The following is a 20,088-nucleotide window of genomic DNA, read 5'->3' as shown; positions in this document are numbered from 1 at the left end:
TACAAATTTTATAATTAAACAGTTTATGAAGTATTTATATTAAACTTATTGTAATTACCTATTATGTAACAAATTAAATAATATCGTCATAGTATATAGAGAAAACATTACAACTAATTGTAGTTTAATGGAGAACTATAGGAGGAGATATGTGTTATGAGTTTTAAATCACCTATTGATGTTAATAAGTTAGATTATAATACTAGAAGAAAACTAGAAGCTATAGTTAATTTTATTAATGAACAGCAAGGAAATAATAATGAAACTACAGAAAATGAAATTATAGAAGATGAAACTATAGAAAATTACGATGTAGAAGAATCTTGCGCTTATAATAATGGTGGAAATGACAATTATTATTGGAATGATAATTGCCATAACAATAATAATAATTGTTGTAAACCGCATCATGACGATTGTCACCATCATCATGATCATTGTTGTCCATGTCCAGACAATTTAGTAGGACCAAGAGGACCACAAGGTAATCCAGGACCAAGAGGACCACAAGGACCAATAGGACCAATGGGACCACAAGGACCACAAGGACCAAGAGGAGAAAGAGGCCCAAGAGGTTGTGCAGGACCAATGGGACCAAGAGGTGAAAGAGGCGAAAGAGGAGAAAGAGGTCCAATGGGACCAATGGGACCAAGAGGCGAAAGAGGAGAAAGAGGAGCAACAGGAGCGACCGGAGCAACTGGAGCAACAGGACCAATGGGCCCAAGAGGTGAAAGAGGCGAAAGAGGAGAAAGAGGAGCAACTGGAGCAACAGGAGCAACTGGAGCGACAGGGGCAAGAGGACCAATAGGACCAAGAGGATTAACAGGACCACAAGGTGAAAGAGGAGAAATGGGACCACAAGGTCCAAGAGGTGAAAGAGGAGAAAGAGGGGCAACTGGAGCAACAGGAGCAACTGGAGCAGCAGGCCCAAGAGGCGAAAGAGGAGCAACAGGAGCAACAGGACCAGCAGGAGCAACAGGACCAATGGGTCCACAAGGACCACAAGGACCAGCAGGCCCTCCAGGACCAGTTCCAGGTGGAGTTGGAGTAACAGTAGCTTTTTCAGGTGAAGAAAGTTGCCAAACTGTAAGACCGAATTATCCAATAATGTTTAATACATTATTAGCATTAACTGGTCATGACCATATAGAAGTTCCAACAAATAGAATACCACTAGAAACTCCAGGATTTTACTATGCAAGCTGGAATGTAACTAATCAAGGACAATGTCCGTCAGCAATAGCATTAGTATTAAATGGAGAAATAGTTGGCTCAAGTGCAGGAAATTTATGTGGAGAGTCAACTTGTGGAAGCGCAATATTTGAAGTAAGAGAATCTGGAGAATTAGAGCTTGTTAATATAGGTTGTTCTCCATTAGTAATTGGAAGTTGCCAATGTAATGTACCATTTGGCTGTACTTTAACAGTATTTAAAATATTAGAATAATAAATTAGGGTAACCTTTTTAGGTTACCTTTTTTTGTACAAAGTAGTTAAGATTTAAAAATTAATAGTTAATGAGAAAACTACAGTTAAATTAAGGATTAAGAATTTAGGAGAGTAAAATCTGAGTTTGAGAGATAAAACCAATTAAAAACTATGTCCAAAGTTCACAGCTGTAACAAGAAGGACAGGCGTACCGAAGTATATTTTCCATAAGTTATTTTTACAGTGAAATTGAAAAGTTATCAATAAAATATAAAGCAATCAAAGCCGGTCCTAAAATAGCAGCTTTGCTGCGTAGATGTTTGGGACCGACTTCGAGTAATATTGGAGAAAAACTAAAATCAACAAAAGGATCAAATCTAAAGTATAGTAAAGTAGCTGATTACTCGTCTGTCCATCTTGTGATGGTATGAAAATTTTGGTGAATTACTTTCTTAGATTTTTAGATAACTTTTTAGAAATTGTTAGTGGACAAAGGACAATTTGTTGAGGCATTGACAATAATGAAAGAAACTGGGCTGTCAGTTTTTTCGAATTGTTGGGGACTGGCTTTGATGTTTTAGGTAGAAACTTAAAGTTAGGAGAGCTTTAGATAGTTAATAGTTAAGAATTAATAGTTAAGAGTTTAGGATGAAAGTGGCATCCATTTTCTTTTTAATCTATAAATACAATTTGCTTTGCAAATTTATATAAAAGTACATTGAGAATTACTAGGAACGAAGTGAGTAGTAATAACCACAACTGTTAACTAGCAAAGCGTTGCAACTATTAATTCTTAACTCTTAACTGAAAAGCCTTGAGATATGAAATAAATGTAGATAAATAGATTATTACATAAAACACTTTAGATAATTTGCGAAAAATGGTAAAATCTAATATAGAAGATAGTTATTGTTATTTTAAAATTAGAAGAAAGTAAAATTAAAATAAAAAATTAAGAGTAAGGAGTATGAAAATGATAAAGAGAAGTAAATTTTTATCCATTATTCTAATAGGAATTATGGCTACAGTTTCAGTTATGCCTGTAAATGTTAAAGCTTTTGATTTATTTGGTAAAAGTAAAAGTGTACAACCTGTAATTTGTGAAAGAATACCCAATATTCCAAACGGTGATAGATATGATACTGCTGTAGGGATATCTCAAAAGGGATGGGAAAAGGGAAGTGATACAGTAATTTTAGCTACTGGGAATGGATTCGCAGATGCACTTTCAGCAACTCCTCTTGCAGGAAAGTATGATGCTCCAATTTTACTAACCCAATCTAATGAAGTTCCACAGTGTGTTTTAAATGAAATCAATAGATTAAACCCTAATGAAATAATTATAGTTGGTGGAACTGCTGTTATAGATACTAATGTTGAAAATTGTTTAAATAAGTTTGGAAGAAAAATTAGAAGGATACAAGGACTTAATAGGTATGAAACTTCTGTAAATATAGCAAAAGAAATTGGAGTAAAAAATGGTATAACAGTATCGGATGGTATGGGATTTGCAGATGCACTTTCAATAGCACCTATAGCATCTAACTTACAGATGCCAATAATTTTAACACCTAAGGATTCTATTACATCAGAGGTGAAAAACTTTATAACAGAAAATAGTATTTCAAAAAGTTATGTGATTGGAGGAACATCGGCGGTTTCTGAAAATGTGGCAAATGAATTTAAAAATATAGAAAGAATTTCAGGTGCAAATAGATTTGAAACAAATGCTAATATATTTAAAAGATTTATTAGTGATATAAGTTTTGATACTGCTTATGTTGCAACTGGTATGAATTATCCTGATGCCCTAGCAGGTAGTGCCTTAGCAGGAAAAACTAAGTCACCGTTAATATTAACAAATGGAAGCATTATAGAAAATGGTAATTTTGAATATATAAGAGGTCAAATGTCAAAAGAAATATATATATTAGGTGGACAAACTGTAATAAATGATTCTGTAATGGACACTTTAAAAAAGGAAATGGGCTATGGAGAAATAAAACATGTTATAGATAAAGATATTGAAGTGAAACATAAATCACAAGCTAAATTACCTACAACAGTGACAGCACTACTTACAGATGGAAGAGAAAAGGAAGTTTTTGCTGAATGGGATGTAAGATCAATTGATACATCAAAAATAGGAACAAAATCTTATACTGGAGTAGCTATGGGTAAAGAAGTTACTTTAACTGTTAAAGTAATTCCAGTGATAGAAAAACTAGATGACATAAGTGCGGTAATAGAAAAAGGTGATAAATTTACATTCCCTACAACAGTTAAGGCTACAATGAGTGATAATACTACAAAAGAGTTTAATATTGTTTGGAATAGCACTGCTTTAGATAGTAATAAAGTTGGTATTTATAAATTTATAGGTACAATAGATGGTGAAGATAAAAAAGTAAATTTAACTGTTACAGTAAAAGACATATTTAGGGTTTTAGATATTAAATAAATACAACTAGAATTATGAAATCAGACAGGATAAAAATTAATTTTAATCCTGTCTGATTTTTTCTTCAACTTTTAAAGTTTTAACATTAATTTAATCATAAAAACTAAAGTGATTATGCCTAATATCGAGTATTGAAAGAGACAGAATAAGTTTAGTTAAAAATTGAGTAATATGTAAAAAATAAGATATTATCATAGTAAAATGATGAAAAATGAAACTTTAGCTCAATAAAATATTTAAAAAAAATTAAAATGATACTAAACTAAAAGCTGTTTAATTTCAAATATACGAAAAAATATATAAAAAATTAATCGAAAAATACTTAACTTAACTTAAAATTGTCGAAACAAAATAAAATTTTCTGAAAATAATATTGATTTTTAAAACAATGAATATTATAATATATATAGACGGTGAAATTGCCGTTAAAATTTATTCTATAGCCAAACTAAATATTGTACATAAATAGAGGAGCAAATAATAGGCTAACAATTATGTGATAAAGTGAAGAACCACTGATAATAATTGTGAAGGGTTTATTTGCCGAAAGATTAAAGTTGTTCTTAAGTTTAATCTTGGGTGTAGAAAGGATATTTCTGCAACTGTCATAAGATTTTATGGTGCGCTATTTGTGTGATGAATTATGTTAAATTTCATTGCATCAATGGGTATTATATAATCTTTTGAAATTAAAAGAATATGTTATATAATGCTCTGATAAGTGCTGAAATTTTCAGTGCTTTTTTATTTTGTATAAAATTATTTTATACAAAACATTGTATTTCAATTATTATATGGGGGTGGATTACATATGAAATCTATTATTAGAATGAGAATGAGTGCTCATGATGCACATTACGGCGGAAACTTAGTTGACGGTGCTCGTATGTTACAATTATTCGGAGACGTAGCAACAGAATTATTAATTATCAATGATGGTGATGAAGGATTATTTAAAGCTTATGATAGCGTAGAATTTTTAGCACCAGTTTATGCAGGGGATTATATAGAAGCTGTAGGTGAAATCGTTAAAGTAGGAAATAGTTCAAGAAAAATGGTTTTTGAAGCTAGAAAAGTTATAGTTCCAAGACCAGATATAAACGATTCAGCTTGTGACGTATTAGAAGAACCAATAGTTGTTTGTAAAGCTAGCGGAACTTGTGTAGTACCAAAAGACAAAAAAAGAAAATAGGAAATAATAAATAAGAAATAGAATGAAAGTTTTATATAAAAAGATTTAGTAAATTGTTTAATATATTAATATTTCAATAAGAACGTTTAAAAGGGTTAAAAATATCAATAGATTATGGAAAAAATCTTTATTACAGGGAAGTTCTAAAGACTAATTGGATAAAGTAAAATTTTAAACATACTTATGATAACGTTTAGTTATAAAAAACTTGTTAAAAAAATAACAATAATTTATTTGTATGTGTATACAGACGCCAAATTAAATTATTAATGTGTTTTGAAAAGAGGGGAAAAATATGGATAAGTTAATTATTACAGCTGCTATATGTGGAGCAGAAGTAACAAAGGAAAATAATCCAAATGTTCCTTATACTGTTGAAGAAATAGGTGAAGAAGCATATAAAGCATATAAAGCAGGTGCAAGTGTAATTCACTTACACGTTAGAGAAGACGACGGTAAACCAACTCAATGTAAGGAAAGATTTAAAGCTTGTATTGATGAAATAAGAAAAAGATGTAAAGATGTTATAATTCAACCATCAACAGGTGGAGCGGTTGGAATGTCTAATGCAGAAAGACTTCAACCAGTTGAATTGAAACCAGAAATGGCAACACTTGATTGTGGTACTTGTAATTTTGGTGGAGACGAAATTTTTGTTAATACAGAAAATACAATAAAAGAATTTGGAGAAAAAATGATCGCTTTTGATGTAAAGCCTGAAATAGAGGTTTTTGATAAAGGTATGATCGATATGGCAATAAGATTAGAAAAAAAGGGATTTATTAAGAAACCTATGCACTTTAACTTTGTAATGGGTGTAAATGGTGGTATAAGTGCAGACATGAGAGACTTCTTATTCATGAAAGATAGTATACCAGCAGGAAGCACTTACACAGTTTCAGGAATAGGCAGAAATGAATTTACATTAGCTGCAATGTCAATACTTGCTGGAGGACATGTAAGAGTTGGATTTGAAGATAATGTATATATATCAAAAGGTGTGCCAGCAGAATCTAATGCTCAATTAGTTGAAAAGGTAGCTAAAATAGCAAAAGAATTAGGCAGAGAAATAGCAACACCAGCTGAAGCTAGAGAGTTATTAAACCTTAAACCATTAAGTTAATAAGGTGAAATTTAGGGTTAGATTTAATTTAATATAGTTATTTTGGGGAATTTAATTATATAGAGAAATATTATAAAAAACGGATAGAAAAAACGTGTTGAAAAACGTGATTTTGAAAGGGGATAATTATGAATAAAGGTTGCAAATACGGAACACATAGAGTTATAGAACCAAAAGGTGTATTACCACAACCAGCATTAAAAATAAGCAATGATATGAACATCTATGATAACGAGATATTAATAGATGTACAAGCTTTAAATATTGATTCTGCTAGTTTTACACAAATAGAAGAAGAAGCAGGACACGATATTGAAAAAATAAAAGCTAAAATATTAGAAATAGTTGCTGAAAGAGGAAAAATGCAAAATCCAGTAACTGGATCAGGCGGAATGTTAATAGGAACTATAGAAAAAATAGGAAAAGAATTAGACGGAAAAATAGATTTAAAAGTTGGAGATAAGATAGCAACACTAGTATCTTTATCATTAACTCCATTAAAAATAGAAGAAATAATAGACATTAAACCAGAAATAGACAGAGTTCAAATAAAAGGAAAAGCTGTATTATTTGAAAGTGGAATATATGCAAAACTTCCAGAAGATATGGAAGAAACATTAGCATTAGCTGCACTAGATGTAGCTGGAGCACCAGCACAAGTTGCAAAACTTGTTAAACCATGTGAATCAGTAGTAATACTAGGTGGAGCTGGTAAATCAGGAATGCTTTGCTGTTATGAAGCAGTTAAAAGAGTTGGACCAACAGGAAAAGTTATTGCATTAGTTAGAGATGAAAATGAAGCTGCAAGACTTAAAAAATTAGACTTTGGACCAACATTAGAAATAGTTATAGGAGATGCAACTAAACCAGTTGAAGTTATGGAAAAAGCTTTAGCTCATAACAATGGAAAAGAAGTTGATGTTTCATTTAACTGTGTAAATGTACAAAATACAGAAATGTCAACAATATTACCTGTTAGAGATGGAGGAACAGTTTACTTCTTCTCAATGGCAACAGGATTTGCAAAAGCAGCTTTAGGAGCTGAAGGTGTAGGTAAAGACGTAACTATGATGGTTGGTAACGGCTATACTATAGGACATGCAGAAATAACTCTTCAAGAAATAAGAGAAAATGAGAACTTAAGAAAAATGTTCACAGAACTATACGCTTAGTTAAATAATTGAAGATTTATTTTTATAATATAGGGGAATTTTTCGTTTCAATTATAAAATAATAAAAACATTGTAAAAACAGGGTTGTCAAAATAATATTTTTTAAAAGCATAGAAAGAATATTTTAAAAATGGGGGAAAATAATCATGGTAAATAGAAGATATGAATTATTTAAAGATGTTACTGACGAGCAATGGAATGACTGGAGATGGCAAGTTAAAAACAGAATAGAAACAGTTGAAGAATTAAAAAAATACATACCTTTAACTGCAGAAGAAGAAGAAGGAGCTAGACAATGTTTAAAAACTTTAAGAATGGCTATAACTCCTTACTATCTATCATTAATAGATCCTAACGATCCACATGATCCAATAAGAAAACAAGCTATACCAACAGCTTTAGAACTTAATAAATCTTGTGCAGATCTTGAAGATCCATTACATGAAGATACAGACTCACCAGTTCCTGGACTTACTCATAGATATCCAGACAGAGTTTTATTATTAATAACTGATATGTGTTCAATGTATTGCAGACACTGTACAAGAAGAAGATTTGCTGGACAAAGTGATGATGCTATGCCAATGGCAAGAATTGATAAAGCAATAGAATATATCAGAAATACACCTCAAGTTAGAGACGTATTATTATCTGGTGGAGACTGTTTATTAGTTGATGATAAAACTTTAGAGTATATCATAAGTAAATTAAGAGAAATTCCACACGTAGAAATAGTAAGATTAGGCTCAAGAACACCTGTAGTTCTTCCACAAAGAATTACTCCAGAGCTTGTTTCTATGCTTAAAAAATATCATCCAGTATGGTTAAATACACACTTTAACCATCCAAACGAAATAACTGAGGATTCAGCAAGAGCTTGTGCTATGCTTGCAGATGCAGGAGTACCACTAGGAAACCAAAGTGTTTTACTAAGAGGTGTTAATGACTGTGCTCATGTTATGAAGAAATTAGTTAATGAGTTAGTAAAAATAAGAGTTAGACCATACTACATTTATCAATGTGACTTATCAATGGGATTAGAACACTTTAGAACACCAGTTTCTAAAGGAATAGAAATAATGGAAGCTTTAAGAGGACATACTTCTGGATACTGTGTTCCAACATTTGTTGTTGACGCTCCAGGTGGTGGTGGAAAAACACCAGTTATGCCAAACTACGTTATTTCTCAAAGTCCAGAAAAAGTTATATTAAGAAACTTTGAAGGTGTTATAACTACTTATACTCAACCTTCAGATTATACATCTGACTGTCACTGCGAAGCTTGCAGAGGCGAAAAAGAAACTCATAAGGTTGGAGTTGCTGGATTATTAAATGGAGAAGCAATGGCTATGGAACCAGTAGGTCTTGAAAGAAATAAAAGACATGCTGGAAGCGAATGTAGCTGTGGTGAAGTTGCTTCATGTAAAACAAACTAATATTAAAGTTAATTAAAAGAGAAGAGAGAGTATTCTCTCTTTTCTCTAAAATTTAACTTAATTAGAGAGTTTAGTGAATATTTTAGATTTAATAAAGGGCTATGAAAGTTTATCTATCATTGGCATGAACAAAAATGTAGGAAAAACCACTACATTAAATAAAATTTTAGAAGATACCAGAGGTAAGTATACTCTTGGATTAACTTCAATTGGCCGTGATGGAGAAGAACTAGATAGAGTTACAGCAACTGAAAAACCAAGAATTTATGTTGAAAAGGATACGATTATAGCTACAGCTAAAGAATGTTTATTCAATAGCGATATAACTAGAGAAATATTAAAAACTACTAATATACACACTCCAATGGGTGAGATTGTTATATGTAGGGCCTTAAGTGATGGATATGTTGATTTAGGAGGTCCTTCTGTAAACTCTTATATGGCAGATATAAAAAATGAACTTTTAAACTTTGGATGCGACTTAGTGATTGTTGATGGTGCTTTAAGTAGAAAGACTTTTGCATCTCCCACGATAACAAAAGCTACTATTTTATCCACCGGAGCAGCACTTTCAAGAAGCATGAGAAAAGTTGTTGAGGAAACTTCGCATACTGTAAATCTTCTAAGTTTACCCCATGAAACAAATGAAGATATATTAAAGATATGCAATGAAGAGTTTGAAGATAAAAGGGTTGGAATTATATTTAAAGATTTAACTTTTAAATCTCTAAATATAAAAACTTCTTTAGAAGCAGCAAAAGAAGTATCATCACTTTTAGATGAGAACGTAGCATATGTCCTTATAAGAGGTGTTTTAACAGATAGCGTTATAGAAGGAATTATGAAATCTACTAATTTTTATAAAAATATAACTTTCCTTTGTGAAGATGGAACTAAGTTATTTTTATCAAAAGATAATTTATACAAATTTACAAAACAAGGAGGAGTTATAAAGGTTTTAAGTCCTATAAAGGTTTTGTGTGTTACAACAAATCCAAAGTCTCCATATGGATATGAGTTTGATAAGCAGAAATTTGTTGATGCTTTAAAAGAAGAACTTGATATACCTGTTTTTGATGTAATTGGAGGAGTATAGTAATGAAGTTTTTAGATAATGAACAGAAAAAACAAATTGGTTTTGATTTTCTTATGGAACAATTACAAACTATAACATTTTATGGTTTAGAAGAAAAAAAGAAATTAAAACCATATAAAAAAGACGAAAGAGCTAATTTAATTGTTGAACTTGATGATTTAGATAAGCTTATAAAGGCTATAAATGACAATAAAGATAAATTTAATGAAGTACAAAGACTTTTAAGAAAAGTAAAAGATATAAAGAATTCCATAAAAAGAATGCTAAAGGAAGAAACTTTAGATGAAGTAGAATTATACGAAATAAAATATTTTTCCATGATTATAGAAGAACTAAAAATAATTATAGAAGATTTAAACTTACAAATTGAATCCATAAACTTTATTTCTCTTAAAGAAGTTATAAAGATTTTAGACCCAGAAGATAAGAATATACCTACTTTTTATATATATGACGATTATTCCAATGATTTAAAAGAAGTTAGAAGAAAAAAATCAAATATAGAAAAGAAGATATTTTCAACAGATGATGAAGATACAGTATGTACTTTAAAAGAAGAAAGACTAAAACTTGTAATTGAAGAGGAAAATGAGGAACTAAGAATAAGACAAGCTCTTACAAAATCCTTGAAAGAGTTTGGAGAGAACATATTATATAACATAAAATGTATAGGAATCCTTGATTTTAAAATAGCAAAAGCTAAAATGGCAATTGATTATAATGCTATAAGGCCTAATATTATAGACCATATGAATATTGAACTTGTAGAGGCTTTTAATCCAGAAGTAAAAAGTGTTTTAAATAAAAAAGGAAAGAAATTTACCAATCAAACAATTACTATAAAAAGCGGCACAACAGTAATAACTGGGGCAAATATGGGAGGAAAAAGTGTAACTTTAAAAACTATAGTTTTAAACTTGTTTTTAGGACAAATGGGATTCTTCGTATTTGCAAAAGAGGCTACCTTCCCAATTTTAGACTTTATACATTTCATATCTGATGATATGCAATCTATATCTAAAGGTCTTAGTACTTTTGGAGCAGAGATTATAAAGTTAAAAGAAGTTGTTGAATGTGTAAAAAGAGGAGATGGATTTGTAGCATTAGATGAATTTGCTAGAGGAACAAATCCAAAAGAAGGTTTTTATCTTGTAAAATCATTAGCTTTATATTTAAATAACTTTTCAACTATTAGTTTAATATCAACTCATTATGATGGAATTGTTGAAGAAAACATGGAACATTACCAGGTTATAGGACTTAAAAATATGGATTTTGAAAGTCTAAAATATAAGATAGATTTAAATAAGACAAAATCAGTAGAGACTATACAACAGCATATGGAATATAGATTAGAAAAGGTATCAAAGGAAGATAAAGTTCCTAAAGATGCTTTAAACATAGCTATGTTATTAGGTCTTGATAATGAGATTGTTGATATAGCAAAAGAATTTTATGAAGAACAAAAGGCATAAGCTAGAAATAATTAAGAATTGGGAATGAAATTTTATTTTGTTTCATTTGTCTCTTGTCTAATAAGATTCTCAATTCTTAATTCTTAATTTTAATTATTATTATTTTTTATAGGGGGTATGGCAATGGAAAGCAAATTAAATTTAAATTGGGAACTTGTAAACAAAGCTAGAGAATCAGCAAAAAATATTGCTAAAGATACTCAAGAGTTTATAGATAGACATACAACTGTTGCAGTTGAAAGAACAATTTGTAGATTACTTGGAATTGATAATGTAGACGAATTTGGTGTTCCACTACCAAATATAGTTGTAGAGAATATAAAAAATGGAAATGGTTTAGGTGTTGGAGCATCTAAATTTATTGGTAATGCTATGGTAGAGACTGGACTTTCTCCACAAGAAATAGCAGAAAAAGTTTCAAAAGGTGAATTAGATTTAACAAAATTACCTATGCATGATGATTTTGAAATAAAGATGGCTATATCTAAAATTGCTAAAGAAACAGTAACTAAAATAAAAGCTAACAGAGGAAAAAGAGAAGATTATTTAAAAGAATTTGGTGATAAAACAGGTCCATATTTATATGTTATAGTTGCAACAGGAAACATATATGAAGACATAATACAAGCTAAAGCGGCTGCAAAACAAGGTGCAGACATAATAGCTGTTATAAGAACTACAGGTCAAAGTCTTTTAGACTATGTACCATATGGAGTAACAACTGAAGGTTTCGGTGGTACTTTTGCTACTCAAGAAAACTTTAGACTTATGAGAGAAGCTTTAGATGAAGTTGGAGAAGAATTAGGCAGATACATAAGAGTTTGTAACTACTGCTCAGGACTTTGTATGCCAGAAATCGCAGCTATGGGAGCATTAGAAAGACTAGATGTAATGCTTAATGATGCGCTTTATGGAATACTATTTAGAGATATAAACATGCAAAGAACTCTAGTAGATCAATATTTCTCAAGAATAATAAATGGTTATGCGGGAGTTATAATAAATACTGGAGAAGATAACTACTTAACAACAGCAGATGCAGTAGAAGAAGCACATACTGTTTTAGCTTCTCAATTTATAAATGAACAATTTGCTTTATTCGCAGGATTACCAGAAGAACAAATGGGACTTGGACATGCTTTTGAAATTAATCCATGCGTTGAAAATGGATTCTTATATGAGCTAGCACAAGCTCAAATGGCAAGAGAAATATTCCCAAAAGCTCCATTAAAATATATGCCTCCAACTAAGTTTATGACTGGAGATATATTTAAAGGACAAGTTCAAGATGCATTATTTAACATGGTTACAATAATGACAGGACAAAAATTACATCTTCTTGGAATGTTAACAGAAGCTATACACACTCCATTTATGAGCGATAGAGCTATTTCAATAGAAAATGCTAAATATATCTTTAATACAATGAAAGATTTAGGAAGCGAAGTTACATTTAAAAAAGATGGAATAATGGACAGAAGAGTAGAAGAAGTTCTAGGAAAAGCTGCTGATTTATTAAGTGAAATAGAAAAAGAAGGTCTATTTACTACTATAGAACAAGGTAAATTTGCAGGAATCAGAAGACCATTCAATGGTGGAAAAGGACTTCAAGGTGTTGTAGAAAGAGAAGAAGGTTACTTCAACCCATTTATAGAATTAATGTTAGGAGGGGACAAATAATGAGTGGTGGATTATATTCAACAGAAAATAAAGATTTTGATAAAACTCTTGATTTGACTAAACTTAAACCTTATGGCGATACAATGAATGACGGAAAAGTACAAACAAGTTTTACCCTTCCAGTTGAGGATAATGAAAAAGGTGTTGAAGCTGCAATACAATTAGCTAAAGCTATGGGACTTAAAGATCCTAACGTAGCTCATCATGAAGCATTAGATAAAGAATTTACTTTTTATGTTGTTTATGGATCATTAATTCATACTGTAAACTATGAAGAAATTCATGTACAAACTGTAGAAGTTGATACAATGGACATGAAAGAAGTTGGCGAGTATATAAAAGAACACATAAAAAGAGAAGTTGTAATTATAGGTGCAAGTACAGGAACAGATGCTCATACTGTTGGTATAGATGCTATCATGAACATGAAAGGTTTTGCAGGACACTATGGTCTTGAAAGATATGACATGATAGATGCTTACAACTTAGGAAGCCAAGTTGAAAACGAAGAATTTATTAAAAAAGCTATAGAACTTAAAGCTGACGTTCTATTAGTTTCTCAAACAGTAACTCAAAAAGATGTTCACATACAAAACTTAACAAATCTTGTAGAGCTTTTAGAAGCTGAAGGAATAAGAGATAAAGTTATATTAATTTGTGGTGGACCAAGAATAACTCACGAGTTAGCTAAAGAACTTGGTTATGATGCTGGATTTGGACCAGGAAAATATGCTGATGATGTTGCATCATTTGCTGTTACAGAAATAGTGGCAAGAGGCTTACAATAAAATATATGAAAAGAGTTATCTTTAGGATAGCTCTTTTTTTATTTTTAATGAAGTAAGGTCTAAGGTTGAGGTATAAAGTTAATTAAAGTTAAGTTCAAAGTTTACAGCCGTAACAAATTATATAATTGACAAAGGACAATTTACATTTGACAATTATGGAGGAAACTGAAGTATCAGTTTCTTTGAAATATAGGGATTAAATTCTAAGTTTATGATATTAAACAAACAAAAGCTATATTCAAGGTTCGCAGCCGTAACAAGAAGGACAGGCGTATCTAAGTATATTTTCCATGAGTAATTTTTAAAGTGAAATCATAATGTTATCAATAAAATCTAAAGCAATCAAAGCCGGTCCTAAAATAGTAGCTTTGCTGCGTAGAGGTTTGGGACCGACTTCGAGTATCATTGGAGAAAAACTAAAATCAACAAAAGTATATATCCAAAAGAATAGGAAAGTAGCCAATTACGCGTCTGTCCCTCTTGTGATGGAGGTGGAAACTTGGGGGATTGCTTGGCTAGTTGAGGTAGAGAGTTTAAAAGAAATTGACAATGGACAATGTTGGTTTAAACTGGGGTTTAGATAGTTAAAAGTTAATAGTTTAGGATGAATTTGGATTCCAATTTCCTTGAAATAAAACAGCTTTGCTGTGTACATGTTTGGGACTGGCTTTGAGTTATTAGTTAAAAAATATAATTTTAGGAGAGTATAAAGTGTTAGCGAAGAAAATAAGTTTATCGTGCCTGTCCCATTTGTGATGGAGCCAACACTAGTAGTAATTGCTTATTTTAAAATTTCACTATAACTAATATAGAGGTACTGGTTCTTTGCTTATTTTATTGTGAAAATAAAATAAAAAAATTAAGGATTAAGAATTAGAAATTAAGAATTCAGGATGAAAGTGGCAACAACTTTCTTTTAAGTCTATAAATATAATTTGCCTTGTAAATTTATAAAAAGTACGTTTAGTATTACTAGGAACGAAGCGAGTAGTAATAGCCACAACTATTAATTGTTAACTCTTAACTGAAAAAGTCCCTCTTGTAATGGAAGTAGAACTTTGAGTGATTGCTTGATTAAAATTTGCTAGTAATAACCATAACTCATAACCATTAAAGTCTTTTACTTAAAAATATTTGTTGTTCAGGCATTTTATAGATAAATACTGAAAATTTTAAAACAGTATTTTCAAAGTCATAACATGGTATAAGATATTGGATTCTAACTAAAAAAACTGGTAATTAAGTATTAATAATAAAATTAATTTGGAAATTATTTTGTTTAAATATAAGTCATTAACGAATAAATACACAAAAATAATATTATTAATTTAAAACAAAAACGCATTTATATAGTGTTGCAATTGAATAAGATACAAAATGAAATGTAAAAATGTATCAAATAAAGGGAAAAATAAAATTTAGTATAAAAATGTCGAAAAAGTAATAGTAACAAAATAAAAAAATAAAAATCTAAATAAATCATAAGAAACAATATTGCAAAGAAAAAGTATCGAAGTATAATAAAAATATAACATGAAATTAAAGAGTTTATGCTATGTTGAGAGGTATAAAAAATAATTAAAGACATATTTAAATATATTTTTAGAAATTTGTTTTGCTAAAAAGTATATCACATCAATATTTTCAAAGCACATATAGTTTACTTTAAAATTACATCTTAAAGGCTTACTGTAATTATTTAAAGTATATTAAAATCCCAACATAATTATTAGTAAATCTAATTTAATAAATACACAACAAAAAGTTAATGTAAATTTAACAAATAGAATATTTATACACAAACTTAACGGAAAATTTTTAAATGGTTATAGATATTTTCAAATGAATATATTCCACTTGCTATGGAGCTATACTTGGATCTATAAATAATTAATAGATTAGATAATTAATTTTAAATATAAAAACAACTAAAATTGTATCCAAAATTCACAGCATGTCTTAAAAATATTTAACTATTATTAGGATATATTTATAGGGAAACAAGCTCAAATTTAAATTTATTCAATAACTTTAAAATATTTTCATACAAGATGAAGTGTTGAATTCTAAGTGATTCGGAGCATGTAATGATTTAAAAAAATCTATCAATATAATTTGCTTTGCAAATTTATAAAAAGGTACGTTGAGAATTACTAGGAGCGAAGTGAGTAGTAATAACCATAACTGTTAACTATTCACTCTTAACTTTTAACTAAAATAATCTATTAGTTATTTATAAAATATTAATTTGAATTTTCTAACTTTGTAAATGGATAATTTAAAATTTTAGTTTAGAACTACTATATGTACATAGCATATAAATTTAAAAAATATTTTATTTTTATATGTTTAGGCATAATCAAATAAATAATAAGCTAGTATTCTCACCTATTTGCCATGAATACTTCTTTCGTAACATTCAGTTATGGGCCTACTGTAACTAAATTTCATCATCTTGTCTCGTGACAAATATGCTTGGAATTTTTGACTTCTTATTTCTTTTAATATGCCTTATTAAAAATTTAAAATCTAAGGGGGAGAGAATTTATGCACAATAAATTCCGAAAAAATTTATCCAAGGTTATAACAGTGGCATTATTAGCATCCTTAACAATGGGTTCAATTCCTAGTATGGCAAAGGCAGAAGAAGCAGATAAGCTTTTAAATATGCCTTTATCAGTTGAAACAAAGGAAAAAATTTTAAAAGATTTTGAATCTTATTTACCAGAAGTAGATACTATATTAAAAAACAATGAAAACCAAGAAGAAGTTATAAGAGTTATCGTTGAAGTTAAAGGACAATCTGCACAAGAAATGTTAAAAGGAGCTGGAGAAGTTACACAAAGCCAAAAGCTTATGGTTGAAGATTCCCAAAAACCAGTAAAAGATGCTGTTTCTAATTTGGAAGATGTCAATATACGACATAGCTATACTAATGTATTTAACGGATTTAGTGCAGAAGTAAAAAGAAAAGATATAAAAACTATAGAAAATATTCCTGGTGTTAAAAAAGTAGTAGAAGTTCAAAGATATAAAGAAGATATGAATAGCGCAAGAAAACTTACTCAAATAGAAAATGTTTGGAAAAAATACAGTATGAAGGGCGAAGGCATGGTAGTTGCCATCGTAGACACAGGAATAGATTACAAACACAAAGATTTTAAAAACCCTGATGATTCTTCAAAATTAAAGTTAAATAAAGAAAAAGTAGAAGGAATAAAAGCAAGTGGCGTTTTAAAAGCTGATAAAAATGCAACAACTTACTTTACTGAAAAAATTCCTTTTGGATATAATTATGCAGACAAAAATAATGAAATTGTAGATTTAAGAGATGCTAAATCACCACACGGTGCTCACGTAGCTGGTATTGTTGGTGCAGATGGTGATGAAAAATTAATGGAAAGCAATCAATCAGTAAAAGGTGTTGCACCAGAAGTTCAATTACTAGCAATGAAAGTATTTTCAAATGGACCTAATGGACAATACACTTATTCTGATGACCAATTAGCTGCAATAGATGATGCTGTTTCTTTAGGCGCAGATGTTATAAATATGAGCTTAGGTGCTCCAGCTGGATATAGAAAAGATTCAGATCCAGTTCAAGATGCAATAAGAAGAGCAACAGATGCAGGGGTTATGGTTGTAGTTTCAGCTGGTAATAGTGGATATTCAACTGATCCTTATGGATTAGGAACTTTAAATGACCAAATAACTGTTGGTGATCCAGCTCTTGCAAAAGATGCATTTATGGTAGCAAGTTATGAAAATTCAAACATCGCTAATAAGATAGTATCTTTCAAAGATGGAAATGGTAAAGTTGTATCACAAGGAAGCTTTAAAGATCATCAAGTTGATTTTGAAAGTATCTATAATAAAGACTATGAAATAACAGATGGTGGAGTAGGTAATAAAACAGATTTAGGTTCAGTTAGAGGTAAGGTTGCACTTATAAAAAGAGGAGAATTAGGTTTTACAGATAAAATACTAAATGCTCAATCTAAAGGTGCTATTGGCGTAATTGTTTATAATACAGATGGTGATGAGTCACTTATAAATATGGCTACAGATCCAAATATTAAAATACCAGCTATATTTGTAGGAAATAGTACAGGAACAAAAATTTTAGATGCTAGCAAAAATGATAAAGTATACTTTAATGGTGATATAACATCTTCTACTGGAGAAAATCCAAATGCAGCTGATTGTTCAGAGTTTACATCTTGGGGTCCATCTCCAAGTCTAGAATTTAAGCCTCAAGTTGCAGCACCAGGTGGACAAATATTCTCCACTTTAAATGAAGGTAGTCATGGAACTATGAGCGGAACATCAATGTCCGCACCTCATGTTTCTGGTTCAATGGCATTGTTATTACAAGCTATAAAAGAATATGCACCAGAATTAAAGGGAAGAGAGCTTACAGACTATGCTAAAAATATAATGATGAATACTTCAGCAGTGAAGATGGATAAGAGCGAAACACCTTATTCACCAAGAAGACAAGGTGCAGGACTTATACAAGTTGAAGATGCTGTAAAAAATAAAGTTATGGTAACTAATAATGGCGAAGCAGCTGTAGCATTAAAAGAAATAAAAGGAAATAAAGCTACCTTTACTTTAGATATTAAAAACTACGGTAATGAAAAAGCAGAATATAATATAGAAAGCTTAGGTGGAGTTTTAACACAAAGAGCTGAAGACAAAGCAGGCGAAATGATTAAAGATGTTATACTTTCAGATAAGGAAGCAAACTTGACTTTTGATAAAAATACAATTTCAATTGCTCCAAAAGAAAGCGTAAAAGTTGAAGTTACTTTAAATATTGGCTCTAGTATGGAAAAAGATAAATATTTAGAAGGTTATATTAAGTTAAACTCCAAAAATTCAGCATCCCCATCATTAAATATACCATATATGGGATTCTATGGTGAGTGGGATAAAGAAAGTATGATAACTAATAATGCTTGGGATAAAGATAAGCATAAATTAGTAAATACTTTAATTGCAGATGGAAAATACTCTTCAGTTTTAGTAGAAAACTTAGCATTAAGTAACGTTAGAAGACTTGGTAAAGATTCAATAAATATTTTAGGTGTTGTTGGACAAAATCCTGATAAGACTTACCAATATGATGGATCTAAAATAGCAATAAGTCCAAATGGTGACAGGGTTAATGATGTTATTTATCCAGCATTATATTTAATGAGAAATGCTAAATCTGTTAACGTAGATATTTTAGATTCAAATGGAAAAGTTGTGAGAACTTTAGGAGAAGTTAATAATTTAAGAAAGAATTTAATAGCTACAGAACAAGGTCAAGTTCCAACAGTTATTCCTAATTTAGTTTGGGACGGAAAAGTATTTAATAGCTCTACTGGTAGATTTGTAACTGCAGCAAATGGACAATACACTTATAGAGTAAAAATGAAGATAGATTATATTGGAGCAAAAGATCAAATAGTTGATATTCCAGTAAAAGTAGATACTAAATCTCCTTGGTTTAGTGCTGAAAAATATGAAGATCTTGGGGATGGAAAGGTAAAAGTTTACTTTAAGGCAGTGGATGAAGAGTCAGGAATTTTAGATAGAGCTAAATTCCCAGTTTTAATAAATGGCGAATTAAATAAAGAGGCAACAGATGCTAAAGTAGAATATGATAGTAACACTGGATTGTATAGCAAAGTTATAAATGGATTAGATCCAAATGGTAAAAATGAAATAACAATAGGTATTTTAGACTATGCTAACAATTTAGGTGGTGGAACAGTTTCTATAGATTTATCAAAAGAAGAACCTAAACAAGAACTTAAAGAAGAAGGTAGAGACAATCTAATTACTTTTGATGATAAGAATTTTGCAGAAAATAAAGTTTTATCAGACAATGAAACTTACAAAATAGCTGGTAAAGTAAATGAAAGCATAAATGAAATAATAATAAATGATGCTAAGGTAGAATTAGTAAAAGACAATTCCCAAAGAATAATATTTAAGTATGATGTTAAATTAAATGAGGGAGAAAATCTAATTAAAATTGTATGTAAAGACTCAAATGGTAAGGTAGTTGTAGAAAATCAATACAAGGTTAATTACGAAGTAAAGAAGTAGAAGAAAAAGTTAACTAATAATTATATTTTTGTTAACAAAAAAATTTTTAGAAGAAATTGCTTGTGCAATTTCTTCTTTAATTTAAAATGAAATTAAAGAAGAAACAAAAAAATGAAGTGATAGTATCATTTAAAAA

13 protein-coding genes and 1 riboswitch are annotated in these 20,088 nt (G+C 30.0%); all 13 genes read left to right on the top strand.

Annotation, left to right across the window (positions count from 1 at the left end; all coding sequences use genetic code 11):
- Positions 1-156 precede the first annotated feature (156 nt).
- Positions 157-1,446, top strand: coding sequence for a collagen-like triple helix repeat-containing protein (locus tag CSGHG_RS24590; protein ID WP_010293646.1), 1,290 nt, complete (start codon positions 157-159; stop codon positions 1,444-1,446).
- 286 nt (positions 1,447-1,732) lie between these two features.
- Positions 1,733-1,858 carry a hypothetical protein gene (locus CSGHG_RS24585; protein ID WP_268869841.1) on the top strand — a complete coding sequence of 42 codons (126 nt, stop codon included), beginning with the start codon at positions 1,733-1,735 and terminating at the stop codon, positions 1,856-1,858.
- A 542-nt stretch (positions 1,859-2,400) separates the two neighbouring features.
- The gene (locus tag CSGHG_RS20090; protein WP_010293645.1) at positions 2,401-3,888 is read left to right on the top strand and encodes a cell wall-binding repeat-containing protein; all 1,488 of its coding nucleotides are present in this window, start codon (positions 2,401-2,403) and stop codon (positions 3,886-3,888) included.
- Between the two features lie 458 nt (positions 3,889-4,346).
- Positions 4,347-4,524, top strand: a riboswitch (Lysine riboswitch).
- 175 nt (positions 4,525-4,699) lie between these two features.
- Positions 4,700-5,080, top strand: coding sequence for a 3-aminobutyryl-CoA ammonia lyase (gene kal / locus CSGHG_RS06700; protein ID WP_010293644.1), 381 nt, complete (start codon positions 4,700-4,702; stop codon positions 5,078-5,080).
- Positions 5,081-5,375: 295 nt separating this feature from the next.
- Positions 5,376-6,203, top strand: coding sequence for a 3-keto-5-aminohexanoate cleavage enzyme (kce, locus tag CSGHG_RS06695; RefSeq protein ID WP_010293643.1), 828 nt, complete (start codon positions 5,376-5,378; stop codon positions 6,201-6,203).
- 128 nt (positions 6,204-6,331) lie between these two features.
- Complete coding sequence (gene kdd / locus CSGHG_RS06690) at positions 6,332-7,375, top strand: L-erythro-3,5-diaminohexanoate dehydrogenase (RefSeq protein ID WP_010293642.1); 1,044 nt, start codon at positions 6,332-6,334, stop codon at positions 7,373-7,375.
- Positions 7,376-7,521: 146 nt separating this feature from the next.
- Complete coding sequence (gene kamA, locus CSGHG_RS06685; protein WP_010293639.1) at positions 7,522-8,811, top strand: lysine 2,3-aminomutase; 1,290 nt, start codon at positions 7,522-7,524, stop codon at positions 8,809-8,811.
- A gap of 73 nt (positions 8,812-8,884) precedes the next feature.
- The gene (kamB, locus tag CSGHG_RS06680) at positions 8,885-9,907 is read left to right on the top strand and encodes a lysine 5,6-aminomutase reactivase subunit KamB (protein WP_010293638.1); all 1,023 of its coding nucleotides are present in this window, start codon (positions 8,885-8,887) and stop codon (positions 9,905-9,907) included.
- A gap of 2 nt (positions 9,908-9,909) precedes the next feature.
- Positions 9,910-11,382: a lysine 5,6-aminomutase reactivase ATPase KamC gene (gene kamC, locus CSGHG_RS06675; RefSeq protein WP_010293637.1), complete on the top strand. Its 1,473-nt coding sequence runs from the start codon at positions 9,910-9,912 to the stop codon at positions 11,380-11,382.
- Positions 11,383-11,505: 123 nt separating this feature from the next.
- Positions 11,506-13,062 carry a lysine 5,6-aminomutase subunit alpha gene (gene kamD, locus CSGHG_RS06670; protein WP_010293636.1) on the top strand — a complete coding sequence of 519 codons (1,557 nt, stop codon included), beginning with the start codon at positions 11,506-11,508 and terminating at the stop codon, positions 13,060-13,062.
- A complete protein-coding gene (gene kamE, locus CSGHG_RS06665; protein ID WP_010293635.1) occupies positions 13,062-13,850 on the top strand; it encodes a lysine 5,6-aminomutase subunit beta in 789 nt (262 codons plus the stop codon). The genes kamD and kamE overlap by 1 nt, the downstream gene beginning before the upstream one ends.
- Before the next feature lie 317 nt (positions 13,851-14,167).
- Positions 14,168-14,434, top strand: coding sequence for a hypothetical protein (locus tag CSGHG_RS06660; RefSeq protein ID WP_010293634.1), 267 nt, complete (start codon positions 14,168-14,170; stop codon positions 14,432-14,434).
- Positions 14,435-16,397: 1,963 nt separating this feature from the next.
- A complete protein-coding gene (locus CSGHG_RS20085) occupies positions 16,398-19,952 on the top strand; it encodes a S8 family serine peptidase (protein ID WP_010293633.1) in 3,555 nt (1,184 codons plus the stop codon).
- Positions 19,953-20,088: the final 136 nt, after the last annotated feature.

Source organism: Clostridium senegalense JC122 (genome assembly GCF_000285575.1).
In the GTDB taxonomy this organism is placed as follows: Bacteria; Bacillota; Clostridia; order Clostridiales; family Clostridiaceae; genus Clostridium_J; species Clostridium_J senegalense.
The sequence above is the reverse complement of the archived record's forward strand: the minus strand, read 5'-3'. Positions and strand labels throughout refer to the sequence as shown.

What these genes read in the sequence shown, in the direction of transcription:
- CSGHG_RS24590 (WP_010293646.1), top strand. Translation starts at nt 157, where the DNA reads ATGAGTTTTAAATCACCTATTGATGTTAATAAGTTAGATTATAATACT.
- CSGHG_RS20090 (WP_010293645.1), top strand. Translation starts at nt 2,401, where the DNA reads ATGATAAAGAGAAGTAAATTTTTATCCATTATTCTAATAGGAATTATG.
- kal (WP_010293644.1), top strand. Translation starts at nt 4,700, where the DNA reads ATGAAATCTATTATTAGAATGAGAATGAGTGCTCATGATGCACATTAC.
- kce (WP_010293643.1), top strand. Translation starts at nt 5,376, where the DNA reads ATGGATAAGTTAATTATTACAGCTGCTATATGTGGAGCAGAAGTAACA.
- kdd (WP_010293642.1), top strand. Translation starts at nt 6,332, where the DNA reads ATGAATAAAGGTTGCAAATACGGAACACATAGAGTTATAGAACCAAAA.
- kamA (WP_010293639.1), top strand. Translation starts at nt 7,522, where the DNA reads ATGGTAAATAGAAGATATGAATTATTTAAAGATGTTACTGACGAGCAA.
- kamC (WP_010293637.1), top strand. Translation starts at nt 9,910, where the DNA reads ATGAAGTTTTTAGATAATGAACAGAAAAAACAAATTGGTTTTGATTTT.
- kamD (WP_010293636.1), top strand. Translation starts at nt 11,506, where the DNA reads ATGGAAAGCAAATTAAATTTAAATTGGGAACTTGTAAACAAAGCTAGA.
- kamE (WP_010293635.1), top strand. Translation starts at nt 13,062, where the DNA reads ATGAGTGGTGGATTATATTCAACAGAAAATAAAGATTTTGATAAAACT.
- CSGHG_RS06660 (WP_010293634.1), top strand. Translation starts at nt 14,168, where the DNA reads ATGTTATCAATAAAATCTAAAGCAATCAAAGCCGGTCCTAAAATAGTA.
- CSGHG_RS20085 (WP_010293633.1), top strand. Translation starts at nt 16,398, where the DNA reads ATGCACAATAAATTCCGAAAAAATTTATCCAAGGTTATAACAGTGGCA.